Origin of the sequence: Pseudomonas yangonensis, from assembly GCF_009932725.1 — a bacterium.
Taxonomy (GTDB): Bacteria; Pseudomonadota; Gammaproteobacteria; order Pseudomonadales; family Pseudomonadaceae; genus Aquipseudomonas; species Aquipseudomonas yangonensis.
The window spans coordinates 59681-85040 of the sequence record NZ_BLJU01000005.1; the positions used below are offsets into that span (position 1 = coordinate 59681).

The following is a 25360-nucleotide window of genomic DNA, read 5'->3' on the forward strand; positions in this document are numbered from 1 at the left end:
TCAAAACCGCTGGCAGAGATGAACAAGACTTGCCTACGCCCCCGGATGGCTAATAGCTCGTCGCGCCAGAGCCTGGCGTTCGCGAACGTCTCGGAGCACCAGAAACTCCGGGCCACCAACATAAGAAACAGGGGAGCAAACCCATGGCACATTCCACCCGCCGCCTACCGCTGGCACAGGCCATCGGCCTGAGCGTAGCGCTGTTGAGCGCCAGTCAGATCAGCAGCGCCTACGAACTGTACGCCGACGACGATACCCATCTGAACGCTGACTTTCTCGCGGTCTACGGCTGGATGAACAGCCGCAAGAACTATGACGGCAGGCCAGGCGGTTCGAGCTGGCGCGAAGGATTCATCAAATACGGCATCAGCGGCGACCAGCGCCTGGGTGATTCGGGGACGGTCTACGGCGCCTTCAACCTCGTCAGCTCGGGCACCTGGGGCGACGGCGATGCAGCCGGCAACACCGATGGCCGCGAACGTACCACCAAGATCGAAGACGCCTACCTGGGCTGGCGCTCCGGCGACCTGTTCCCACTGCTGGGCACTGACGGTGTGGATGCCTCCTTCGGTCGCCAGGTAATCAAGCTCGGCAGCGGCTTCTTGATCAACGACGACGGTCCCAACCTCGGCAATGGCCCCGCCGACGGCGCTCTGGATCGTGGTGGGGCTTACTACATCGCCGCTCGCCACGCCTTCGACCGTACCGCCCTGCTCAAACTGGGCGGCCAGGACGGCCTGCACGGCAGTGCCTTCTGGCTGAAATCGGACAACCGCGCCCAGGCCGAAACCTCCCTGGCCGGCGGCACCCTGGACTACACCGGGAAAGCCGGCACCCTGGGCCTGACCTACATCCACGGCCTGGATGTGACCGATCAGTGGGCTAGCGACTTCCAGCAACAACGCGACGGCATGGACATCTACAGCATTCGCGGCGAAGGCGATGCCGGAATCGAGAACGCCAGCTTCGCCTTCGAATACGCCTGGCAGGACAAGGACGCTGGCGCCGAAAAAGCCTGGTATGCGGAGGCCGGCTATACCTTTGCCGACGTCGCCTGGTCGCCCAAGATCACCTATCGCTACAGCCGCTACTCGGAAGACTGGGATTCGCTGTTCAATGGCTTCAGTACCGGTTATGGCACCTGGTTCCAGGGCGAAGTGGCATCCAACTACTCGGGGCCGTTCAACAGCAACACCGGCATCCACCATGTCGGTTTCAAGGTGACCCCACTGGAGAACCTGACCCTGGGCGCGCTGTACTTCGACTTCAACACGCTGAAGAAGAGCAACGCATTGAACCTCGATGGGCGCGAGCTGGATCTCTATGCGGAATGGGCGGTCACCGACCACCTGATCATCAGCCCGCTGATCGGCCTCTATCAGCCGAAGAAGGACGAGAATACCGGCGGCAATCAGGTTGGCGGCAACGGCACCAACGTCTACAGCCAGCTGACCGTGGCCGTACCGTTCTAAGTCATTCCCAAGGCAATAACGAACGCCGCGCGCCTCAGGGCTCGCGGCGTTTTCATTTATCGAATCCCGAGAACCGATACCCGGTACTGCCGCCATAAAAAAACCGCCGGCAGGTGCACGGCGGTCAAGGTATCAGTGTGTTGAAGCTAAAACCGTCGTCGCGGAGCAATGCTACGAAGACAGCGCCACTATGAGGCACAGCCGGTGCCTACGCTTGCATCTGACTGCCAGCGCGCTTGCATGGCTCTGCCAGCGCGATCGCCGTGCAGGCAGAGTCATATCCGTGCGGCAGGCACAGACAAGTCGCACCGCCTGCATTTCCTTATGCTGTGAAGACGCGCGCCATCGGCGTTTTCGTTATCAACCAGCCTCTGGAGCACCGCATGAGCACCCTCATCGAAACTCTTCCCAGTGTCGAGGCCTTCCTGGCCCGCACGCACGCTTCGTTCATCGATGGCGAACAGCGCCAAGCCAGCAACGGCATTGGCCGCGACATCCACAACCCGGCAACCGATGGCGTCCTGAGCCAAACCGTGCAGGCGACTGCCGAGCAGGTCGAAGCGATCGTGCAATCGGCTCATCGGGCCTTCAAATCAGGCGTCTGGAGTGGCCTGGCGCCTGCCGAACGCGAGCGTATCCTGCTGCGCTTTGCAGATGTCGTCGAAGCTCACGGCGAGGAACTGGCGCAACTGGAAAGCCTCAACCAAGGCAAGTCGATCCACCTGGCACGCGCCGTGGAAGTTGGCGCATCGCTCAACTACATGCGCTACATGGCCGGCTGGGCAACCAAGATCGAAGGCCAGACCCTCGACGTCTCCATCCCGGTGCCCGCAGGCGCACGCTTCAATGCCTATACCCGCCGTGAGGCAGTTGGGGTGATCGCCGGTATCGTGCCATGGAACTTCCCGCTGATGATCGCCCTGTGGAAGATCATGCCGGCGCTGGCCTGTGGCAACACCATCATCATCAAGCCGGCCGACGAAACCCCACTTACGGCGCTGCGTCTGGCAGAGCTGGCCATCGAGGCCGGCATTCCGGCGGGCGTGTTCAACGTGCTGGTGGGCAAGGGATCGGAGGCGGGTTCGGCGCTGGTTGCTCACCCACTGGTGAGCAAGGTGTCGTTTACCGGCTCCACCGCCGTAGGTAAGCAGGTAGGTGTCGCCGCGCTGCAGAACATGACCCGCTTCACCCTCGAGTTGGGCGGCAAGAACCCCATGCTGGTATTGGCCGATGCCGACATCGAAAAGGCGGTCGCCGGGGCCATTGGCGGTGGCCTGCTCAACCAGGGGCAGGTCTGCGCCGCAGCGTCGCGCCTCTATGTGCATGCAAGCCGTTACAAGGACTTCGTCGAAGCACTTACCGCTCAGGTCGCCGCCCTCAAGGTCGGCGCGGGTATGGACGCCGAGGCTCAGATCAACGCGCTGGTTTCGCGCAAGCAGCAGAGCAGCGTGCTGAACTACCTCGACATCGCCCGCCGGGAAGGCGCCCGCTTCACCACTGGCGGTGGCAAGCCGGATCTTCCGGGTTACTTCGTGCAACCGACCGTACTGGCCGACGTTCAACAGACCATGACCAGCGCTCAGGAAGAGATCTTCGGCCCGGTGCTGTCGGTATTGCCCTTTGACGATATCGAGCAGGCGGTGACCATGGTCAATGACAGTCGTTACGGCCTGACCGCGAGCATCTGGAGCAACGACCTGGGCCGGGTGATGGACCTGATCCCGCGTATCGAGGCCGGTACGGTGTGGGTCAACAACCACGTACCGGTCGACCCGAACATGCCGTTCGGTGGTTACAAGCAATCGGGGATCGGCCGAGAGTTCGGCAAGGCCGCCATCGAAGGCTTTACCGAAAGCAAATCGGTGTGCATCACCTACTGACGCCAGCCACGCCGCCCGACACAGCGGGCGGCATTCCCCGGAGCTGGGTAACACCTGCGCCGGCGGCCCCTGACAACCTGAGCGCAACCTATCCAGGTCCGCGGGCCTGACACCTCATCGACAACATCGAGGTGCTGTCCAGCATAGCCGGCCACCGGTGAGCGCGGAGCGGCGCAAGGCGCCACTCCTGCCCAACCGGATCTTAAAGGCTCAGTTGCGCCACTCGACGTCGAACGTTTCTCCGGCCATACGCTGCAGGTGGTCAACGACTACGCCCTGGAGCTCGACCAGCTCGGCGTGATCAGGTGACTGCAGAGTGACGCGCAAACCGCCGTCGATCACCTGCAGTTCGCACACGGCCGGCTCGAAGGGAATGTGCGCGCTGGTCTCATCGAAACGCACCGCGAACTTATGACTCCAGTGGCGGCACAAGCGCGTCAGGCAACGGCCTGGCGCCGTCATGGGAATTTCAGCATGGCTATTGAACATGAATGTGTCCTCATAAAAATTTGAAGCGGGACGGTACCCAGACAGGGCAATCTACGCCACCAGCCGGTCCGGTCTTGGCAAAGTTAAAGCTAACTTGCCCGGTAGGCGCGACGTGAGCGGCAGATATCGGCGTGATTGGCATCGGCCCATTGCACCAGCGCCTGCATCGGCTGCAGAAATGACACCCCCAATGCCGTCAGCTGATATTCGACGCGCGGCGGCACCTCGGCGAACACTTCTCGCGAGATAAAGCCGTCCATTTCCAGGCGCTTGAGCGTGCGCGAGAGCATTTGCTTGGAAATGTCATCGATCTCACGGCCCAGTTCGTTGAAACGCAGCCTGCGCCCAGCCAGCGCCTCCAGCACCAGCAGACTCCATTGATCGCCAATGCGGTCGAGCACATCACGGATCGGGCAAGGGTGATCGAACATTAGGGTTTCGGCATTGGACATGGCGGCTCTCCGGTCAATCAAGGTCACCACGAAATGACCTGGTCAGACTATGCTGACTTCTTGTGCAACGGGGACGCGAACAGTAGCATCGGATCGCTCAAAGGTCTACAAGTCAGACCATGTCAAAAAAGTAGATTAAAAGGAGTTCGCATGTTACGCATCGCCCTGATTGGCGCCTCCGGCAACGCCGGCTCGTGCATCCTCAAGGAACTTTCCGACCGTGGCCACAGTGTCACGGCCATCGCTCGCAACCCTGAACGCATCGCCGCGCTGCCCGGCGTAACCGCCGTGCAGGCTGATGCCCAGGACAAGGCAGCACTGAGCAAAGTGCTGGCCGGGCATGACGCCGTGGTAAGCGCCGCCCCGTTCGTCAGCACCGACCCGCAGACACTGATCGACGCTGTACGTAACGCTGGTGTCAAGCGCTACCTGGTCGTCGGTGGCGCCGGCAGCCTGGAAATCGCTCCTGGCCAGCGTGTGATTGATCTGCCTGACTTTCCCGACGCCTATCGTCCTGAGGCTGCACGCGGTGCCGCGTTTCTCGAACGACTCAAGCAGGAACAGGAGCTGGACTGGAGCTTCCTGTCGCCCTCAGCAGAGTTCGTCCACGGCGAACGCACTGGCGTGTTCCGCCTGGGCAAGGATAGGTTGCTGAGCAACGAACAGGGCAGCCGTATCTCCTTCGAGGACTACGCCATTGCTCTGGTCGATGAAATCGAAGAGCCGAAACATTCACGTCAGCGTTTTACCGTCGGTTATTAAGGAGAAGCCCATGCCACACCTCGTGAAGAAATCACTGTTCGCCGCCACGCTGCTGCTGGCGGGCGTTACCGCCGTTTTCGCAGCCTCGGAGCAGCGTGATCTGGCCAAGGAGGAAGCCAACCGCACACTGGTCATCAACTTCTACGAACGCTTCTTCAATCAACATCAGGTCGAAGAAGCCGCCAAGATCGTGGCCGAGGACTACAAGCAGCACAATCCGGACGTGCCGGACGGCAAAGCCCCCTTCGTCGGTTACTTCGCCGGCTTCTTCAAGGAGAACCCGCAGTCCCGTGCCCGTATCGTGCGCAGCGCAACCGACGGCGACCTGGTCTACCTGCACGTGCACTCGACAAACGGCCCCGATGATCGCGGCCAGGCCGTGATGGATATCTTCCGCGTCGAAGACGGCAAGATCGTCGAGCACTGGGACATCATTCAGGACGTACCTGCCGAGTCGGCCAACGACAACAGCATGTTCTAATCGAGTGGCCGGGGCCTCCTGCCCCGGCTCTCACCCCCTCCCTGCCCCTACCTCATCACACAGGGCATACACCTCGCTGCCCCAGCACATGCCTGGAAGCCCCTCTTCGTTGACTCATCTCATAGGATGCAGCGGTTGCTGCGCTGACCGAGCAAACACATGCGCAGCTTGCCACCGGCCAGGGCGAGAATGACGTTGCCGCCAGGCACGTTCACCTGAATGGATTGGATTGGATTGGATTGGATTGGCGAAAAGGTTTCGACGAGGGCGACCAGCAAGCAGCGAAGTACTTGTTTCGCCGAGCACAAGTGACAGGCAACCGCTCTGATGCGGGATCAGGGCGGCTGCCAATCCACACCTGTCACTCCCTTGCAAGGCTTGGCGTTGCGCCGCTGGGCAAAGTAGCTCTCATCCATGGGCTACCTGGCAGCGCGTGAGACCCAGCGGCGCAGCCGGACGCACCGCTACACCGGGGCCAGCCGACGATGGCCCCGTCTGCAGCAGTAAAACTCAACCCCCTTCGGGGAAACGAAGGGGTCACCAGCGCAGTGCGCGCCAGGTGCGCGACTCCCACTCAACTAGTCAATATCGGGAGCAAACAACTTGCACTTCATGTACAGCTTGACCCACAGCAGTGCAATGATGCTCACCAGCAGCAGAATGCCACCAAGAATCTTGTAGACCAGCACCGTCATGTCCGGCGAAGGTGAGTTGTGCAGTGCGACGTATAGCATGGCGGCGATGCCGAGAACCTGCGGCAAAGGGTAAAACGGCGTCTTGAACGGCCGCGGCAGATGCGGCATACGGCTGCGCAGCACCAGCACATCGACGTGCGCCACCACATAGGCAAGCAGCCAACTGGTAGACGCAGCGATCACCAGCGGGATCAGCGAATCGATATCCATCAGGATCAGCGGAATCGCGATGATGACAGCCATGAACAGGATGCCCACCCAGGGCGTGCCAAAGCGCTGGCTGATGATCTTCATCTGCGGGAAGGCCTGACCGTTCTCGGCCATACCCTGCAGCATGCGCGGTACCGCCGCAAGCACCGTATTGACGGTGCTGCAGGTAGCGGTCACCGCCATCACCGCAGCGATGATCAGGCCGGCCTTGCCAAACACCGCATTGGCATAATCCAGATAAGGTAGAGGCGAGCCGGTAAGCGTCTCGACGTTCAGGTAATAGGTGGCGCCGTAGACGAACAACAGGAAGATGGCAAGCATGGCGCACAGCGAGAGCATCATCGCACGCGGGATATTGCGCTGCGGTTTGTCCACCTCGTTGATCATTGGGCAGATGAACTCCACGCCCACCATCAGCCACATGGCCATCGCAACAAGGCCGATGAAGCTGCCATCGAAAACAGACTCAAGTCCCCAGCTAACTGGGGTACCGCTGATTTCGACATGGGGTTGGACGGCCCCACTAACCGCGCATAGACCGATCAGAGTCAGCGCCGTAACCAAAACGAATGACAGCAGGTTCTGTACCTTGGCGAATACGTCTGCACCAAGGATATTGGTCACCACCAGAACACAGAGAATAAAAAGCGGCAGTAGCAGGGGCGGGAACATACCTGGCAGCAGCTCATGGATGATCGCATCTACCAGGAACATCTCTACCGGAAGGGCCAGCATCGCGACCACCACGTAGCCGGCGAAGACCGCGACAATAGCCGGAAAATGGCCGATGGCTTTCTGGGTGTAAGTCGCCAGCGTACCCTCTTGAGGGAACATCAACGACAGCTCCGCAAAGCTCATGGCATTGAACTGTGCGAGGACGAATGCAACCAGCATCGCTGCGATGAAGCCCAAGCCACCGATGCCGATTCCTTGGGTCGCAGTGATCATTGAGCCCTGCACGATCACCAGCCCCACGCAAATGGCCATCATGGTGATGAACCCCAGTTTCTTGCGCTGCATAACAGTGGCGCTCCCGATCTTCGGCGCCTGCATTGAGGCAATGTCCGGGGCATTGGTCTTGTTCATTTGTTTATTCTCCCGCTCGGACCTCTCGGCCCAATGGCGCCCATAGATATGACGTCAGTCGCGTACCGCGTCGAGCCTTACTTTGCTACCACTGGACGGGGAATTCTTGCACCAGGCTGCCGGCGCCTTGCCCTGGCGTGTCATGACCGATGATTTCGCTGCAAGAAGCGAGCGTGCTCGCCCGACGCCATCAGCACAAGGGATGGCCAATGCACAGAGCGAGCTGAGATGTACACATAAAACGACCAGAGTAATGCCGATCATGCGGCCCCGGACGATTGGGCACGGAAGAACGCCAGGGGCAGAGCTGCGAAGAAGTTCCAGGAGCGTTTTATGCGCCCTGCCCCATCTGGATTTGCTTCGATCCGCGTTCACGATCTGAAGCACACCTTCGGCCGAAGACTTCGAGCAGCTGGGGTAACGGAGGAAGACAGGAAGGCTCTGCTGGGGCACAAGAACGGCAGCATCACCAGTCACTGCGCGGCGCCGAGCTGGGCAAACTGATCGATGAAGCCAACAGGATTTCGGCCACCGACTCGCGCGGGCCGGCCCTGACAATTTTGAGGAGAATGGCAGGATGAAAAAAGTCCCGCAAAAGTCCCTACGCTTCTACGTGTGAAGCGTCCATAAAAAAATCCAGTCACCGCTAAGTGACTGGATTTTCTAGGGATTTTTTGGTCGGGACGGAGTGATTCGAACACTCTACCCCTTGCACCCCATGCGCTTATTTTGTGGATTTCCATAGATCACCATAGACAACCACAAACAACGCAAAACCTAGTCTTTACGGGACTTTCAGGCTATTTTTCCTTCCTGTAGCGTCCACTATCGTCCACCACCAGCTAAGCGTTTCGGTGGCACAAAAGTGGCACAAAATTCGGGCGCGAAAAATTTTACTAGGGGTAGAGAGTGGCCAAGCTGACGATCAAGCAACTGGAGGCCTTCACGGCTGCGGATCATGGAAAGGTCTTCCGAGAGGATGGTGGGCTGGTTGCCGAGGTGCGAGCTGGCGTTCGCGGAGTCACGGTTCAGTTCAGCTATGAATTCAAACTGGATGGCTCCAGAACCCGAAAGCGACTGGGTAGCTGGCCGAAGAAAAGCTTGGCGCAAATCCGAGCTGAGCGAGACGAAGCCCGGTCACTGGTCACGAAAGGCCTGCATCCTACCCTTGCCGCAAAAGCAGCGCGGATCGAAGCACAAACGGCGATTGCCACCACGATCGCTGAAGCAGAGCGTGAAGCCGCTGAAAACAAAACAGTGGCAGACCTGTTTGATGAGTGGATACGCGATGGCGTCTCTCGGCAGGATGGCAATGCTGAACTGATCCGCAGTTTCAAGAAGGACGTTCTGCCGCTGATTGGCAAGAAGCCGCTGCGCAACCTGACCGAGAAGGATCTGCTCGCCGTCCTGCGATCGGTCAAATCTCGCGGTCTGAATCGCACAGTCGTCATCCGCAGCAAGGATATCGGCCAGATGCTGCGCTGGGGCGAGAAACGCAAGCCATGGCGTGGCCTGATGGCTGACGGTAATCCTGCCGACCTGATTGACGTCAATAAGCTGCTCGACCATGACTACGAAGAACAGCGCGACCGACTGCTCTCCCCTGACGAGATTCGCGAACTGCGCGATATCTTCGAGCGCCTTGAGCGTGACTACGAGGCCCTGCCCGCCGGCCAAAAATATTCGGGTATTCGCCCGGTTAACCCGCGTGTTCAGTGCGCAGTGTGGATCTGCCTGAGCACGCTTTGCCGCATCGGCGAGCTACTGAAATCTGAATGGCGGCATGTGGATCTGGACAAAGGCACTTGGTTCATCCCAGCCGAAGCGACCAAGGGCCATAAGGGTAAGCGCCAGGACCACCACGTCTTTCTCTCAGCCTTTGCTCTTGAGCAGTTCAAGCGACTGCACAAAGAAACAAGCGAAACGCCGTTCTGCTTCCCGAGCAAGGATGGCAAAAATCACGTTGACACCAAGACAGTCAGCAAGCTCGTCGGAGACCGACAGTGTCGCTTCAAGAACCGCAGCAAGCCCCTGGCCGGCCGGCATCATGACGACTCACTGGTACTGAGCAAGGGTATAAAGGGTGAATGGACACCGCACGACCTGCGTCGCACAGGTGCGACCATGATGCAGGAGCTCGGCGTCACACTGGAAATCATCGACCGTTGCCAGAACCACCTGCTTGGCGGGTCCAAGGTACGCCGGCACTATCTGCACCACGACTACGCCAAGGAGAAGACCGAAGCATGGCGGCTTCTAGGAGAGCGACTAGAAGCGACCCTGTTGACGCCATCAACTGACTAGTAACCCGCACAGGCAGCAACTGGCCGATTCTGTTGAAAAAGTCGGTTTCTGAGAGAGCTACTTTTCGGCAGCTCAAAATACGCTCGATTTCGGCGTTGCTACGTAAAACCAATACAGCTCCGCCTTCTGAGCGAACCAGATTTCAACGTCGCTCACGCTCTTTCATGGACAAAAATCGCGGCGGGACTTTTTCAACAGAATCGGCCAAAGGCGGACGTCAGCCCAACAAATAAATCTGTCCCCTTTCCCACGCGAATCAAGAGCGATATCGTCGACAGCCGAAGTCGTATTAAATCTCATAATCTAGTCATACAAGGTTGTCTGATTTCGACTGGCAGCCACAAAATTTAGGATGACTGAGTCCGTTCTTGACGGTTTCTGTTGCCCGCTACTTATCAAACGGTCTCGTTGGAGGAATGATGACGCATGGTATTGACGTAATTGGAGAGTTCAATCCCGAGTCCTCTATTCTCTTCCTAGGCTCTGGGTTTAGCCTCGGCGCGAGCAACATTGCTAATGGTACCCCGCCCAACGGCAGGGGGTTGCGACGCCACTTTATCGAGCAACTCAACCTTCCAGCGGATACGGACTACGATCTACAAGTCCTTAGCGAGGAATTTGCCGAGCATGACTCAGGGAAGCTTCGTGACGAGCTCTATAGAGTTTTTCGGCTGACCGAACTAACTGCTGGACAAACGGCTGTGTTGAATGAGCCTTGGCGACGCATCTACTCGACCAACTACGACGACGCGGTCGAGTTGCATCGGTTAACAAAGAAAGTGCCGCCGAATGCTTACGATGTCTCGGAGCCAATTCCGAACAAGCTGCCCCACGGCGCAGTGGTACACCTCCACGGCAGCATCCGACTGATCACGCCTGATAATGTGATGAAAAGCTTGGTTCTCGGCGAAGGATCTTACGTGAACCAGTATGTCGTGCGCTCACGCTGGTATGACCAATTTCAGCGCGATCTGGCTTTCGCAAGCAACCTGTATATCGTTGGATACAGTCTCGCCGATTATCATATTGCCGGCCTACTGATGGCCAACCCTAAGCTTGCCGAGCGAACTATCTTCATTCAAGGGCCCACCGTCGACGAAACGTTCCTGCGACGCACTGCACGGTACGGGCGCACGATGTTTATAGGCACCGACGGCTTCGCCGAGATTATTGCTCGCGCTCCACGCTCAGCTGCTCCTTCACTGGATAATCTGCGCTCTTTCCGCTCGCTGTCACCCGTACGAGATAAGAAGGCAGTCGCTCGACCGACCGCTACCGAGGTTTTTGATCTTCTAGTCTATGGCGATTTCGATCCTGCTCGCCTTGCTCGCTCGCAACCCAGTGAGGAGTACGCGGTTGCTCGAGCGGATTCGGTGCGCGCGGCGGCGGATGCTGTTGAGAGTAAGGCATCGCTCGTTGTAGATGGTCGTCTTGGTAACGGTAAATCAATTTTTCTTCATCTACTTGCGTTCGAGCTTTCGTCGAGAGGCTGGACCTGTCTACAGCTCCAGCTTGGTCACCCGGACCTTCAGCGTGAGGTTGCGGCACTGGCCGAGGTCGAGCGATTGGTCGTGTTTGTCGACCAATATTCGGCCGCCCAGGACAGTTTGCGCGGCCTTCGCGATGCTCTTCCACAGGCTAAGCTCGTTGTGGAAGTGCGGACGGGGACGTTCGAGGTCCGCTTTCACGAATTTGTAAAGCTTCTGCCCCAACCGTTTGACCGGGTGAGCCTTAACGCCCTCACACGATCCGAAATGACCTCGTTTGGCCGGCTGTGCGAGAGCGCAGGGCTTCGTGCGCCTGATCTTGATCACCGCGGCGACCTACGCGACCTTCTGCTTGATCTTTTTGAAAATGCCGCAGTCCGCGACCGTGTGAAAGAGGCTCTAGCCCCCCTGTTTGAAAATAGGGCTACTCGGCGAATTTTGACTATGACTATGTTGATCGCCACTCATCAAGGCTCCGTCGGCGCCTCATTCGTGAGAAGCGTAGTCGGCGAGGATCCATTTATGGCGCTCAAACCGCTGGAGGATCTATCGCATGAAATTTTCGAGACGTCAGCTGATGGTTTCAGGGCTCGATCGTCTATCTTCTCCTCGTTTGTGATAGCAGCGTTCATTGCGCCAGAGGAGATCGCTGACACTGTTGTCGAGGTGACGCTGGCCGCTGCCCAGCGGCGAAGCGAGCGACCATATCGAATTCTCATGTCGAACATGATGACGTATTCGAGCTTGCGGAGAACCCTGCGCGGCAAGGGAGATCCGGACACCGTCATCGCCAACATCTATGAACGTCTGCGATACGACGAGCGGGTGAATGGTGAGCCGCTCTTTTGGCTTCAGTATGCGATCGCGATGGCGGAAAAATCTCGGCTCGATGCGGCCGACGAATTCATCGCCACGGCCTACAGAAAAGCCGAAGAGCTTCCCGGCTTCCAAACCTACCAGATTGATACCCAAGCTTTCCGCATCGCTCTGATGCGCGCGATAAAGCAGAGCTCGGGTCAGGCTATTTTCAACATTGATGCGGTTCTTCTTGGGATTGAGCGGATCAATGCCATGCTCGGCGATGGGAGCCACCGATTCTATGCTGTGAAAGTACTTGAATACGTTCAGCCGTTTGTGACGGCACGGCTTGGAGATTTGGTAAATGGTGAACGGACCGCCTTGCAATTCTGGCTTCTAAAGGTGGAAAAGTCGCTTTCTTTACTGCCAGATGACTTTAAGGCAACTGCTGGTTCTGAGGCCGTCCGCAAGAGCGTCGAGGCGGCTGCCAAGATGTTTGTCGACCAAAGTTAATCTGTATGTGTTGAACCCGCTATTAAATCCGTCGGCAGCATAGCAAGGGCTCGGCCCACGTTTTTTTACACAGTCTGGGCCAGTAGAGGACATTAGTGAGCCCAACTCAGAATGAGCTAATCAGGGACCTGATACGTTTATTGTGGACAATCATCTGTGGACGTAGGCACTTCAGTTGGTGTAGTAGCCAGAGATAGCTAATGGTCGGTATGATGGCTAGGCGACCAGCTAAATGGAATATGAGCATGGGACTTAAGGAAGACCAAGCATACGCCCGCGCCAACTGCGAACGGCTTGTAGCGGGGTTTCCGGCGGCCCTGCTCAAGCAAGAAGGCACCATCTATACACGTCTATCCCAAGCGAAAATATCCCCTCTCAAGAAGCTCGCCGCCATCTACGAGCTGCTTGACAGTATTGGTGCGTACATTTCACCTGCAACGCCTTGCAAGAGGGGGTGTTCGAACTGCTGTCATTATTCGGTGACAGTTTCAGAGGTTGAGATTCAGTTCATCGAGGCCCATGCCAAAAAGAAGCGATTTAAAGCCCTTCTTCCCCGAGCTGATTTCCATGGTCACGCGTGTCCTTTCCTTAAAAATAATACCTGTAGCATCTACGCAGCTCGCCCTTTCGTCTGCCGCCGGTTTCACGCGCTAGCACCTACTGCTGAATGGTGCGCCTCTGACAAATCATTCTTGGGTGAATTCCCTCAAATTCAATCCAGCGAGCTTGAGAGCGCCTTCAATGCGCTACGAGGCAGCAGCCCAGTTGTAGATATACGACAGGTGTTCGGCAGGACGTAAGTGCTGCTAAAACGCTTCACAGGCGAAGCACTTAAACAAAAAGTATCGGATGCGAATTACTTTCGGCTCGGTCAGCTCAGCGGGGTTGGAATGGGTAAGAATGGCACCATCAACTCAATCACCGTCAGACTGCTCAAGCCCAGTAAAAGCCCTGCAGATGCTATCAGCGCGAAATATGGCCCTGGCGGCTCCAAAGCACTAAAGGGTCAGGATTGGGAAGGCGGTGGTGAGGGTATTCTGTACTACGGTCAAGTGTACGACCGACCTCCAGAGTGGCTGAGCCTTCTACAAAGCTATGTTTCCGATCCGTTTGATGCACTCCACTCGAGTGGCGCAGCAGCTATTCTCTTTTTGAGTGTCAAAGGGCGTTGGATGGCGCTTTGCTTCGATTACGCGCATATTGCGCTCGATGAAGACTCCTTTGTCCACCAGTTCGGGCTAAAGGTTGCGCTTAATACCGTACCCAGAGGAAGCCTGCTCAGCCTGGATCTCGCAACTCCGGATGCTGTTACGTTCCAGCGACGAGTACAAGCCAGCAATTTGTCGGACTTCAGCCAGTTCGGCGTTGATACGCTGCGTGATCTCGCCCGGGTCGCAGGCGGTAAGCCAGAGCAAGACTCCTTCGCTAGATTTGTGGCGGGCAAGGATGCGCTTAGCCTGGACACCCCGCTTACCCCAGTGCAATTCCACGACAAATGTGCCGAGATCCTGCAAGCCTTCGAGTCGGCTGCCTACAAGCGGGATTACGCTTGGTTTGACAACGTCAAGGTGGAAACCGATACCCAGCGCATCCAGCGCCTGGACAAGCTCCTCTACAACGAGATCCAGGCCATCCGCGGTGGTGCAAACAGCCTCCTGCATATGTCTCCGCCAGAAATCCAGGACTATGTCGAAGGTGTTGACCTTGGCTATACGGGTTTCGGCAGTCGAAAAGCAGAATTCACCAAGCTTTCTATCGAAGATTACGCGAAGGAGCTTAATCGGCTGAAATGCACCCACTCGATGCAAGAGATCAAAAGTGCACATAGGATACGTACGGGGAGCCTGAAGACCGGGGCCCTAGAGCCGGGCTGGAAGGTCTACGATTGCCTTAATTGGGAGGTTACCCTCCCAGCCCCCAATTCCGCAAACTACGTCCTGTTTGCGGGCAAGTGGTACCAGATCTCGGACAAATTTAAAGACAAGGTCGAGGAGCACTTCAATAGCGTCGACGACATCACCGTCATAGGATCAACCTACTGCCAAAACGAAGAGGAACTGATTGCAGAAATCCTCAAGACCCGCCCCGACCTAGTAAAACTCGATCGCACGAAGATCAACCCGGAGGGTGTCGTTGCTGCCAACCTCGAGCCCTGTGACTACTACTCCAACGACAAATACTTTATCCATCTCAAGGACGGCGAGTCATCTGGTCCTATCAGCCATCTGTGGATGCAGGGCGTGGTCAGCGCTGAGGCATTTGTGGCTGACGGTGAGTTTCGCAAGAAGCTGAAAGACACGGTCGCAGCGGCCAAGGGTGGTAGCGCCTTCGCAGGGACACTTCCTGATGGACGGAGGCGCGAGGTCGACCGCGGCGAATACACCGTCGTCTATGGAATCATGCGTCATCGATACATTGACGGCTCTATTGGCATTCCATTTTTTAGCAAGGTGAGCTTTATGGCTGCGTGCGACAGACTGCGACGCACCGGCATGAATATCCGAAAGGAGATTATCGAGAAGCTAACCCCCAAAGCCACAGGCGTCCCAGCCAAGAAGAAAGTAGCAAAGGCCAATGCTGCGAAGGCGTCTACAGCAAACGCCAAAAAATCATCCAGAACTCCTTGATGGCCAACCGAAATCGCGACCTTTTGGGGAGAACACTCCCTCCTTGAGTTGATGCTCGGGACTAGTTGACCGCTACAATTCGCCCCCCCCCGAGATCCGCGAAGAACCCTATATTTTGGAGGACACGCTCATAACTCTTCGTCTGAGGCCGCTACGAGAGTGATGTCTTCCTCCAAAAAATCTAAGCATTCCGGCCGGATAGAAAATCCATCCACCGTAATGCCCTCCGGAAGCGCGTTCAAAGTTGTAAGAATGTTGCGCAATGACGGGCCGATATCCCTTGCAACGCGCATTCTTGCCCCCGCCTCACCCACCTCGTAGAGACGGTAAATATCGTACGGCTCGGGGCCATGCACCGCGACCATCAGCTCTGGCAGTGAAAGATGTATTGGATTGCCAAAGCCACCGACCGTGCTCTTAGCATCCACCACGCGCACCTCGCCGGAGGGGTAAGTGACACGGAAATCGTACGGTGCCACCGCATTAACGCTGGCAGTCCACTCGAACGCCCGCACACGCTCCGTGCGCTGCTCCTGTTCTAACCAAGCATTCAGCAGCTCTTCGCCTGCAACGCCGGTGGCCTCTGCATTTCTGCGCGATCGCATAAAGTCCTCGGGACTAATACCGCGACTTCCTCGCCGGGCATTGATTGCTTCGGCCCCCATTGCACCACCAAGCGCGGCATCCTCCAGCAGACTTGTTTCCGCCCAGTCATATAAAGGATGGCCAGCCGGCGGCATGGCCGCAGCGAGGACTTCCTGAACCAGCCTCTCCTCCAATACCCACATAGAGCCATCAGGAAAGCGGTGCGCAAGCTCTGCGTGGATTCCGGCATCCGCCGGCAGTCCACCTGAAATCAGGACTACATTGGCAGTTGTTGGCGTGACTTCACCGGAGAACTCGAACAGGGCGAAATCTCCTGGAGCCAGAACGTTGTAGAGCTCAGGGCTCTCAACCGGGTTATCGATCAACTCTCCGTTGAGACGCCAGTTCTTCTGCTGTTTGAGAATTTTTCGCTGCAGGTTGTTTGCGGGGGCAAGCCCAGGCCCGCAGAGGTAGAGATCAAGAGGATAGCGTGGTTGCGGCACTAGAGCCGGCTCACCGAGCTGCGGGTACAACCTGCCAGTAAGGATACCGGTATCAAGATTGAATGCTTTCTGCTTCCCTGCTGGATGATTTTGAAAATGCCACTTGAACAGAGTTAAGTCTGAAGCAGTGAGACGTTTCAGTGCTAGTTTGCGGGGCATAAGACTCTCTTTCTTATCCTTGATGAGCGGCAATACGATTGCCCTAAACAGTCCGACAGAGCGCTGGTGCAAGGGTATGCATTGTGGTGCACAATAGCACCACTCCCACCACTGGTCTCCAGCTTATGGCCCGCTCCCCCATCGCTCCTGACGGTAAGACCGTCAGGACTTCAGTCATGCTACCTGAGGGCGTCCACCTCCAGGTGCAAGCCCTAGCTGATGCAAACCATGTTTCGTCCGCCTGGGTCATTCGTATGGCAGTACAGCGCTTTCTGGACGAGCACCAGGGGCAGCTGGAACTACCTCTTCGCCTGTCTACGCGACAAGGATCTGATTCATGAGTAAAGATGTCATTCTCCGTAAACTGGCGCGCCTCCAGTCTTCTGCTAAGCCTCGTGTTCTTGACCTATTCTCCGGCTGCGGCGGCATCTCGTTAGGCTTCGAGTCTGCAGGCTTCGAAATGCGGGGTTCCGTTGAGTTCGATCCCGATGCAGCCAGATCGCATGGCCTGAATTTCCATGGCGGCGCTGAAGCCCATTGCCAGCCGATCGACATCACACAAACCACACCAGCCGACCTTTGTCGCCAGCTTGACCTGGGCAACGTTGCGGACGCGTTCGACATAGTAGTGGGTGGTCCTCCCTGCCAAGCATTTGCCCGAGTAGGTAGATCCAAGCTACGCGAGATCGAGGAGCATCCTGAAGCATTCATCCATGATCCGCGTGCGCAGCTATACAAGAAGTACCTGGAATACGTAGATGCATTCCAGCCATTAGCTGTGCTCATGGAGAATGTACCCGACATCCTGAACCACGGTGGCCAGAACATCGCGGAAGAAACTTGCGAGGTCCTGGAAGCCAAAGGCTATGTCTGCGGTTATACCCTGCTCAACGCAGCGTTCTATGGCGTCCCCCAGATGCGGGAACGAATGTTCCTTATTGCATACAGGCGTGAGCTGGGAGCGAAGGTTTCGTTTCCCGAGCCAAGTCATTGGCTAATACTGCCCCCCGGGTATGAAGGCTCTCGCTCCGTCGCACTCAAGTCATTACGTGGCTTAGCCGATCAGGCTCACTCTTACATAGAGCCTCCAGCAGCCAGCCCAGACCTCCCACCCGCAGTAACGGCGGAGGACGCACTAGGCGACCTTCCAGCAATCAATGCAAGGGAGCTACTCGCTGCTGGGAAGATAAGCCGTGGTGCGCGCCGCTTCGACAACCCAGTTAGCTACAGCCGCAAGAAGCCGTCTACCTATGCAGAATTAATGCGCACATGGCCCGGTCATGAAGCTCCCAAAGAAGGCCTGATAGATCATGTCATCCGCTACTTACCGCGTGACTATGAACTGTTTGCCCGCATGAACCCGGGTGATCAGTATCCAGAAGCATATGCGCATGCCATTGATATGTTCCAGGAGCGTCTGGCCGTTGAACGCGCTCGCGGACAGAAGCTCACTGACGGTTCGGCAGAGTACAAGGCTCTGAAGGACTCGATTGTGCCGCCATATGACGCAAGTAAGTTCCCGAACAAGTGGCGAAAGATGTGGCGCGACCAGCCTGCACGCACGCTCATGGCCCATCTAGGCAAGGATGGTTATAGCCACATCCATTACGACAGCAAGCAGGCTCGAACCATTTCGGTGCGCGAGGCTGCACGTCTGCAGTCTTTCCCGGATGGTTTCCGATTCAGCGGCACCATGAATCCAGCCTTCAAGCAGATCGGTAATGCGGTTCCGCCTCTTATGGCCAAAGCACTCGCCACCCAAATGATGCAAACCATCAAGCAGGCAATCACACAAAAGGATACGGTAGATGAGCCTCGTCGAGCGGCAACGGCAGTTTCTTGAAGCCGCACAGAAACACTTCGGCACATCAAAGGCAGTCCGCCCACGAGAGCTGTTCGGCGTCTCGAACAGCGCCAAGATTATTGAAGGTGGTATTCAGCTTGGCGTAGTCAACCTGGAAAATGTCAAAGAAGACGTCGAGGCCTTGATATTTGGCTGCGTCCTCCGGTTCCCTCCGGAGGACGAGGTCTACTTCGCCGTTCTGGTTCGCAAGGACAAAGCAAAATTTCTGGAGCGCCTAGCCGAGATGAAACGCCTCGGCCTCGCCGCAAAGAATTCGGACGAAGACTCGGACTTCACGCTGGAAACCTCTGGCGATAACGATGAGACTTCGGAAACCCCCGGCAGCATCAAGTACAGTGCCCGGAACAATGTCGCAACGATCTATCTGGCTAGTGACGGGCGACTGTGGCTGCGCAACGCCAAATTCTGGGATAGCCTGAATCTCGATCTAACACCTTTCGGGCCCTCCACAGAACCAGACGAGATCGTTGTTGCGCTGTATCCACCGACGGCGTCCGCACGACGAAGCCTGCTTGCCCGCGAGTTCATCGGCTGGCTAGGCAGCTTAGTCGGCAGGGAAAAAATTCACGAACTCCCCGTCTGGACGGGTGCAGTAACGCTTAGCCCTGACATGCGTCGCATGCCGCCAACTATCCCGATTGAGCAAATCGAAACAGCTATCAAAAATCTAGGGGGCCACTATCCAAACGGTGAGGTCCGACGGTTTCATGCCGCGCTCAACTTCCTGGATCACAAGCACTTCGTGATCCTCTCTGGCCTATCAGGTACGGGCAAGACGCAACTGGCATTGAAATACGCACGTGCGATTCACGGCCTGATTTCGAGCACAGCCTCAGACCCGCTACTTTTTGAATGTCCGGTTCGCCCAGAGTGGACCGACCCCACGGGACTGACAGGCTATTACGACGTACTGACGAACAGGTACGTCGTGCCGACCTTCCTGGAAGCCGTGTTGGTTGCAACAGCGCACCGGGACTCCCCGGTATTTGTGATTCTTGATGAGATGAACCTTGCGCGGGTTGAGTATTACCTGTCTGACATATTGTCAGCCATCGAGACCGGTGGAGCCTTGCAACTGCACTCCAACGGTGTACCTCTGGAAGGCACTACTGGCGCAAGTGTACGGGCCGAGATTCCTCTACCCGCTAACCTGTTCATCATCGGCACAATTAACGTTGATGAGACGACTAACCCCGTCAGCGACAAGGTACTTGACCGCGCTTCGGTGATCGATATGTCTGTGGTGGACGTACCGGGTTTCATGGCCTCACTGGCTGAGCGTTACCCGGAACTGCAGAGCGCGAAGGATACGTCCGAACAGAAGCTGACTGAAATCCACGGACTCCTGGAGCACTACGGTCTAGGGTTCGGTTACCGTGTGATTGAAGAGTTCGTGCGATATCACGCTTTCGATGCCAAGCATCTGCGAAATCCGACTGAAAGTGTTACAGACCAGCTGTTGGTTCAAAAGGTATTAGTGAAGCTACGTGGTTCAGAGCGTCAGCGCCCGCTGCTCAATGCTCTGGACAAGATCTGTGAGGATCTTCCTCACTCACAGAAGTATGTCCGTAGATTGCTTAGCGACTTAGACGAATTCGGTTCCTTCCAGGCGATGCGCTGAGCAATGACCACGCTTTACGTTCAGAATGAAGGCGGAGGACCTGCATGGCAGGTCTGGCCTACTCAGGATGCAATCCCTCACGGCGCGATTAGGGAAGCCACTTCCTATATATTCGAACTACGCGACAGCGATGATGCGCTTGCTGCCGATCTTATGATCGACGACATAGCTGTCGAGGCTTTGCGTTCTCGCCAACCACGTTTTGCGCGCTGGCGCTGGACGCCCGGCTTCCATGCTGGCTCTGTAGAGGTAACGCTACGTCTGCCTGGCACTGGAATACGCCGCTTCGAGATCACTACCGACCCGGATCTTCGCAAGCTCACGCGCAACGACTTTGATTCTATGGTGCGCGAAGTATTGGAAGATACCTTCGCACTTTTCTCACTTAGCGCCTTCCGCAAGGGCATTGCTCGCCAGCCCAGCAGTAAACCACCACCGTTAGCCCGACTGGAGTTCTTGCGCTCGCGAGCCGATGAGATTACGCAGACCATTGCGGCAATCAACTGTTCACCCAGGCACTTCCTACGTGCTGAGCAGGTGACACTACCCTCTCATCGCGCTGTACGCGCCACTGGACCAGAAATTATCAAGTCATTTCGGACTGGACTCATCCGGACCGAAACCAGCCGCCCATCCCGGTTGCCTGCAGCGCTAGGTGGACGCTTGCCAGCACAGATTACAATTCGCAAGCGTCATAACAGCGTAGATATCCAAGAGCACCGGCAAATCAAGGCATGCCTCCGGTCGTGGGCAACTTGGCTGTCAGGCGTCGCCGATGTACTTGCTAAGATTGGTCGAAGCGAAGACCCGGAGATGCTCAGCACAGCCGGCAGCTGGTCCATTCGTACGCGGCATATTGCCCGCAGGTTTAACGATGCCAGCAACGCTGGCTTTCTAAAAGAGGTCACCGACGGCCCCGCCTTGCTGCAGATGTCTTCTCTGTTTCGCAACGACCCCGTTTACCACCGTTTCTACCGATTGTGGCAGGACATGAATCTGGGGCTCGCTGCCTTATTTAGCGATTTCCTGCAGATGCCCCTAGCACGGACATATGAACTCTACGAATTGTGGTGCTTCTTGCGTCTCCTGCGGGCGGCCGTACAAGAATATGGGCCAACCGGCGTCGACCTGAGCAACTTGTTCGTAACCGATGCAGCCGGCGGCATGACGATTTCCGCAGGTGCCGTTATCGTGCCAGTCGGCCCTGACAAAACATTGTGTTTCCAACGTCAGTACCGAGAATACTGGATAGAACCAAGTGGCGAAGGCAGCTTCAGCCGCGTGATGGTTCCCGATGTGGTTTTGGCGGGCACCGGCTTCGGCAGCCGCGGAAGGCAGGTCATCGTCCTAGATGCAAAATACCGCATTAATGACGGCCTGAATGATGCGCTGAATTCGATTCACACTTATCGAGATGCGCTGGTGCAGGAAGCCGAGAGCGGTGAAATTGAAGGCATAGTTACAGCCGCCTACCTGCTAACACCACACACTCCTGTACTTAGTTCCGACTTCAAGACCACCCCTGTACCGGGACGGCTGTTTCATCCTCTGTACCGAGATAAGTTTCGTTTCGGTGCTATTACCCTGCGTCCGGGAATGAACAGTGACGATCTCCGAAGCTGCCTGAGAGCGATAGTCAGAGATGCTATCGGTGGGCACTGATGGCTGACGTACTTACCCCAGAGCAGCGCCAGCTCAATATGAGTCGGATTCGTGGACGCGATACCAAGCCAGAAATGTTCATTCGGCGCGGCTTACATGCCCGAGGATTCCGCTATCGCGTCCAGGATCGCAAACTTCCTGGCCGTCCGGACCTTGTGTTCCCCAGACATCACGCCGTGATCTTCGTCCACGGCTGCTTCTGGCACGGTCATAGCTGCCCGATGTTCAAACTTCCGGCAACCCGACAGGAATTCTGGGCTAAAAAGATCGCGTCTAATCGTACCCGGGATGAGCGAGCTACTACAGCTCTGCTTGAACTCGGATGGCGAGTCGCAAATGTTTGGGAGTGCAGCATCAAGGGCCCTGGCAAGCTTGACGGCGATCAAGCTCTTGTAAGGTGTCAAACCTTTCTACTATCAAAGGAAATCAAGCTGATTGACATCTCAGGCGCATGGTCATCTGCCTCCAACATCTGATAGGGGCAGGCATACGACAATCTAGCGGGGCGACTCATGTAAATCAGGCAGATTAAGGTCTCAAACTTCCGAGGGATTTCTTCGCTGGATTGGACACCAATCCATTAACTCTTTTTTCCATTTCGCAGCGTAGTAAGCAATTCGTCTTTATAACACCAGTAATCAGGCCCACGTGCTGCCGTAACGCTCCGCCCATGGCCAGCAAGCACCAGCACCGCAGCACGCAACAAGCTCATCAGCTCACCCTGGTACTCGATACGATTGTTCGGCGCAGCCACGGCTTATCAAGCTGAGTCTCTAATGTGGCTAGCCTGTCAGGACTCAAGCCTCTTCGTCGTGCTTGACGCGGCACTTAACAAAGGTGATGTACTTCGCAAAGCGAAGTGATAATTGGCTTGCGCTCCGAGCCGGCAAACCATCCCAAGGAAATAAGCCCCCCTCGAGCTCATCCAGACTTTTGAGGCGGAACGCCTTCAGCATTTCCTCTTCAAGGTTCAGCTTACGCAGGATGAGCCGCTCGTAAGCAAGCCAATCCATGCCTGCTGGATCGTCACCAGCATCCCCGAGACGGGCATAGGCCAATACGCTGAGATAGCAAAGCAGCTCCAAAAGCGTCAGAGTTGTCGATCAGCACTCCTGATCACCGCTTCAAAGGGTTCCAGCTGCAGCAGCAGACGCTCGCAAACTCCGAAGAACAAACATCTGCCGCTGCTCGCACGTGCAATTTTCTTTAAGGTGAATCCAGAGAGGCGAATCCCTACGGGTAAAAAGCTTGGAGTAGCGAATGGTCCAGCGCAGCTGATCAGGGTGGTGAACGGCCAAGTGATCCAACAGCTCAGTACTGATCACGTCATCTACATGCAGTACACGCGCAAGCGCCAGACTGGCCAGAGCAGCTCCCTCTACATTGTGTGGTCTCTCCCGACGGCAAACGTGCTGTAACGGTTGCTTGCGGTGACCACTGCGGGCTGCCACCTGAAATCGGCACCAGCCAGCCCAGAAGCACGATGCCTCTGGGTGTACTTTCCGCTTGGGCGCTGATCGAGAAAGTCATTCGGACACTCATCAAGCGCAACGCCGCATCCCAGGTAGCGTGCATACCCTGCGAAATGCGTCTGATAGTAGTCCCTGCACCGCAAGTTGGGAGACACCAAGGTCACCTCTGGCATAGCAGCGAAAGCGGCCGGTCAAAAAGTGGGACCTATAAGCCCACCAATCAGACAACATGCGGTTGCCCCTTCGAATGGGCTCGACCTGTTAGCTCAGTGACATCGAATTCTCACTTGACCAACCGTAGCCCTGCTCCACTGCGAACCTCAAAAGCTCTAGCATCTCCAGTACCAGGAACAACCACAGGCGCCATACCAAACAAAATCGGCGTGAGATCTGCAGATGAAACACTCAACTCTGATGCAATAGCGCTGAGCGATTTGCCTTGGTCTCTGGCGAGACCCAAAACTTTCTGCAGCACTTGCGATGTTTCTCGGGGAGAAGGATCAGGTTCGTTAGTTCTAGCCCCCATACTGGCAAGCTCAACACAGAAGCTTCGATAAACCCACTCGGTCAAAATTCCGACTTTTCCCAAGCGGTAGGCTAGAGCCATGGCGGAAACGTTCCAGATCTTCTTCATCTTGATGACATCCGCCACTGACCTGCATTTCCACCCCTGAGCCAAAATGGTCTGCTTGGGCATCAAGAACGCCGAAGCAAAGGCGTTTGCTTCGTTCTCAACCTCTTTACCCTTGTTCTCACCATGCCTGTGCAGAACCAAGTGCCCCAGTTCATGGGCGGCGTCAAATCGGCTGGCTTCAGCCGACTTCTGCGTATTCAGAAATACGAAAGGCGTTACGCCTCGACGCCAACAAGAGAACGCGTTGACCTGGCTCGTTTCTTCGGCCAGGGAAAAAACACGTACACCTTTCGACTCAAGAAGGTGAACCATGTTCTTTATAGACAGTAACCCCAGCCCCCACTCAGCGCGCACTGTCTCCGCAGCGGCTTCGGGATCCATACCAGAACAATCTGGAACAGACGCTTCTGGCAGGTGAAATTTGCTGTCGATCCAGTCGCTGAGCATATAGGCAATGCCGCCCGCTGCGAGCGCTGCATCTCTCTGTCCAGCAGTCATACGAGAGAACGAACGGAAGCTGGCGTTCTCATCAGTAGGCGCGTCGACATCAACACCACTGAAAAAGGAAAGCGGAAAGCTAAGAGCCTGGGCAATGCTGCTCAGGCTCTCGTGCGACGGAATCAAATCACCGCTTTCGTACAAAGATATCGTTTTGCCACTTAAAGATGTGGCATCTGCTAGCGACTTCTTTGTCCATCCACGGCGTTGGCGGGCAAGCACTAATCGGGCCGGATTGAAATCGCTGGTCTCGGTCATGATCTCGGTGTAACTGGAATGTCGATATCGGGAGCTGTATCAGATCCGTGGTTGTCTTCTGGGGCATCCAGAACGAGCGCCGGCATGATAAAGCGCGGATTCCAGTCGTCAACCTTTCCGTTTTCGCCGATGTTGATCGGGCGCGAGAGTTCGTAATGAACCGTGCGATTCTCAAGATCAACATAGAACAGAAGGATCCAGAGCGTCTGCTCGGCTTGTTGATCGTCGATGAAAATCTGTCGACTGCGTCGCTCTACAGGGAACAAATCGGCCTGTCGGGCGTTGTAGGACACGCTTTTAGTCGTGCGATTACCACGCTTGTTCCGAGTCTGCGGATTTTTGACATACGGGTTACCTGTATTGTGGTCACCGCAAGCAACCGTTACAGCATGCTTGCCGTCGGGAGAGACCACACGTGGCTGATTGCTTGGGTCAGCAGGTTTCCATCCCTTGGGAAGCATCTGTTGTCTAAAGGCTTCCGTGCCGAAAATCCAAGCCAAGGTGCCATCTGACCCCTTGGGCTGCAGAGGGCCTGCCAGAGATGCGGACCGAAAGCACTGTAGCGCCGTAGCTTTGAGATCCGCGGCAGTTATGCCCAGCAGTTGCTCAATGGCCTGTTCAGGAGGAAGGTCAGCTATGCGATGAAACGGATTGCTCGGCGCCATAGGGAGTCTCTCGTGTCGGGTTCCTATTTTTATACATCATTTGATGTATAAAAAAAAGAACCCTTCATCCCCCTCTTGCCTTGTCCTCCCAAGGTATGGACACATCCCAAGCTGTAATGATCACGCACAGCGCGCTGAGCTCAACTCGGCAAATCATTCTTCTGGTACGACTCCGGTACTGCA

The 25360-nt window shown here is 56.3% G+C and carries 20 protein-coding genes and 1 pseudogene; 13 read left to right on the top strand and 8 right to left on the bottom strand.

Going from position 1 to position 25360, the window contains the following annotated elements:
* Positions 1-143 precede the first annotated feature (143 nt).
* Both GYB81_RS09035 and GYB81_RS09040 read left to right on the top strand, forming a co-directional pair.
* Positions 144-1472 (top strand): alginate export family protein, encoded by a 1329-nt coding sequence (locus GYB81_RS09035; protein ID WP_161867719.1) that lies wholly within the window; start codon positions 144-146, stop codon positions 1470-1472.
* 383 nt (positions 1473-1855) lie between these two features.
* The gene (locus GYB81_RS09040) at positions 1856-3352 is read left to right on the top strand and encodes an aldehyde dehydrogenase family protein (RefSeq protein WP_161867720.1); all 1497 of its coding nucleotides are present in this window, start codon (positions 1856-1858) and stop codon (positions 3350-3352) included.
* A 210-nt stretch (positions 3353-3562) separates the two neighbouring features.
* Here GYB81_RS09040 and GYB81_RS09045 read toward each other — a convergent pair whose 3' ends face one another.
* Both GYB81_RS09045 and GYB81_RS09050 read right to left on the bottom strand, forming a co-directional pair.
* Positions 3563-3841 (bottom strand): DUF2218 domain-containing protein, encoded by a 279-nt coding sequence (locus GYB81_RS09045; RefSeq protein ID WP_161867721.1) that lies wholly within the window; start codon positions 3839-3841, stop codon positions 3563-3565.
* 89 nt (positions 3842-3930) lie between these two features.
* A complete protein-coding gene (locus GYB81_RS09050) occupies positions 3931-4293 on the bottom strand; it encodes a winged helix-turn-helix transcriptional regulator (protein ID WP_161867722.1) in 363 nt (120 codons plus the stop codon).
* Between the two features lie 150 nt (positions 4294-4443).
* On the opposite strand from GYB81_RS09050, the gene GYB81_RS09055 reads away from it, so the two are divergent.
* On the top strand, positions 4444-5055 hold the full coding sequence (locus tag GYB81_RS09055; protein ID WP_161867723.1) for an NAD(P)-dependent oxidoreductase: 612 nt from the start codon (positions 4444-4446) through the stop codon (positions 5053-5055).
* Between the two features lie 10 nt (positions 5056-5065).
* Positions 5066-5536, top strand: coding sequence for a nuclear transport factor 2 family protein (locus GYB81_RS09060; RefSeq protein ID WP_161867724.1), 471 nt, complete (start codon positions 5066-5068; stop codon positions 5534-5536).
* Positions 5537-5655: 119 nt separating this feature from the next.
* On the opposite strand, the gene GYB81_RS09065 is transcribed toward GYB81_RS09060, so the two are convergent.
* Together GYB81_RS09065 and GYB81_RS09070 are read right to left on the bottom strand one after the other, a co-directional pair.
* Positions 5656-5814, bottom strand: coding sequence for a hypothetical protein (locus tag GYB81_RS09065; protein ID WP_161867725.1), 159 nt, complete (start codon positions 5812-5814; stop codon positions 5656-5658).
* Positions 5815-6114: 300 nt separating this feature from the next.
* Positions 6115-7527, bottom strand: coding sequence for an APC family permease (locus GYB81_RS09070; RefSeq protein WP_233787532.1), 1413 nt, complete (start codon positions 7525-7527; stop codon positions 6115-6117).
* A gap of 273 nt (positions 7528-7800) precedes the next feature.
* Here GYB81_RS09070 and GYB81_RS24730 point away from each other — a divergent pair.
* From GYB81_RS24730 to GYB81_RS09095, 5 genes and pseudogenes are all read left to right on the top strand, one after another.
* A pseudogene (locus tag GYB81_RS24730) lies at positions 7801-8108 on the top strand (tyrosine-type recombinase/integrase); the annotation flags it as partial.
* Positions 8109-8436: 328 nt separating this feature from the next.
* Positions 8437-9831 carry a tyrosine-type recombinase/integrase gene (locus GYB81_RS09080; RefSeq protein ID WP_161897791.1) on the top strand — a complete coding sequence of 465 codons (1395 nt, stop codon included), beginning with the start codon at positions 8437-8439 and terminating at the stop codon, positions 9829-9831.
* A 368-nt stretch (positions 9832-10199) separates the two neighbouring features.
* Positions 10200-12629, top strand: a complete 2430-nt coding sequence (locus GYB81_RS09085; RefSeq protein WP_161897792.1) for an SIR2 family protein — start codon at positions 10200-10202, stop codon at positions 12627-12629.
* Positions 12630-12874: 245 nt separating this feature from the next.
* The gene (locus GYB81_RS09090) at positions 12875-13429 is read left to right on the top strand and encodes a YkgJ family cysteine cluster protein (RefSeq protein WP_161897793.1); all 555 of its coding nucleotides are present in this window, start codon (positions 12875-12877) and stop codon (positions 13427-13429) included.
* Positions 13430-15256 carry a DUF6119 family protein gene (locus GYB81_RS09095; protein WP_178106593.1) on the top strand — a complete coding sequence of 609 codons (1827 nt, stop codon included), beginning with the start codon at positions 13430-13432 and terminating at the stop codon, positions 15254-15256.
* Positions 15257-15384: 128 nt separating this feature from the next.
* Here GYB81_RS09095 and GYB81_RS09100 read toward each other — a convergent pair whose 3' ends face one another.
* Complete coding sequence (locus tag GYB81_RS09100; protein WP_161897794.1) at positions 15385-16503, bottom strand: protein NO VEIN domain-containing protein; 1119 nt, start codon at positions 16501-16503, stop codon at positions 15385-15387.
* 337 nt (positions 16504-16840) lie between these two features.
* Here GYB81_RS09100 and GYB81_RS09105 point away from each other — a divergent pair, with 337 nt between their 5' ends.
* The 4 genes from GYB81_RS09105 to GYB81_RS09120 are packed head-to-tail and all read left to right on the top strand — an operon-like array spanning position 16841 to position 22126.
* Positions 16841-18346 carry a DNA cytosine methyltransferase gene (locus GYB81_RS09105; protein WP_161897795.1) on the top strand — a complete coding sequence of 502 codons (1506 nt, stop codon included), beginning with the start codon at positions 16841-16843 and terminating at the stop codon, positions 18344-18346.
* Positions 18312-19988 (top strand): McrB family protein, encoded by a 1677-nt coding sequence (locus GYB81_RS09110; protein WP_161897796.1) that lies wholly within the window; start codon positions 18312-18314, stop codon positions 19986-19988. Before GYB81_RS09105 ends, GYB81_RS09110 begins: the two co-directional genes overlap by 35 nt.
* Before the next feature lie 3 nt (positions 19989-19991).
* Positions 19992-21650 (top strand): DUF2357 domain-containing protein, encoded by a 1659-nt coding sequence (locus tag GYB81_RS09115; protein WP_161897797.1) that lies wholly within the window; start codon positions 19992-19994, stop codon positions 21648-21650.
* A complete protein-coding gene (locus tag GYB81_RS09120) occupies positions 21650-22126 on the top strand; it encodes a very short patch repair endonuclease (protein ID WP_161897798.1) in 477 nt (158 codons plus the stop codon). Before GYB81_RS09115 ends, GYB81_RS09120 begins: the two co-directional genes overlap by 1 nt.
* 321 nt (positions 22127-22447) lie before the next feature.
* On the opposite strand, the gene GYB81_RS24460 is transcribed toward GYB81_RS09120, so the two are convergent.
* The 3 genes from GYB81_RS24460 to GYB81_RS09135 form a co-directional block, all read right to left on the bottom strand.
* On the bottom strand, positions 22448-22663 hold the full coding sequence (locus tag GYB81_RS24460) for a hypothetical protein (RefSeq protein ID WP_178106594.1): 216 nt from the start codon (positions 22661-22663) through the stop codon (positions 22448-22450).
* Between the two features lie 742 nt (positions 22664-23405).
* Positions 23406-24512: a helix-turn-helix domain-containing protein gene (locus tag GYB81_RS09130; protein ID WP_061363361.1), complete on the bottom strand. Its 1107-nt coding sequence runs from the start codon at positions 24510-24512 to the stop codon at positions 23406-23408.
* Positions 24509-25177, bottom strand: a complete 669-nt coding sequence (locus tag GYB81_RS09135; RefSeq protein WP_071534660.1) for a hypothetical protein — start codon at positions 25175-25177, stop codon at positions 24509-24511. The genes GYB81_RS09130 and GYB81_RS09135 overlap by 4 nt, the downstream gene beginning before the upstream one ends.
* Positions 25178-25360 lie beyond the last annotated feature (183 nt).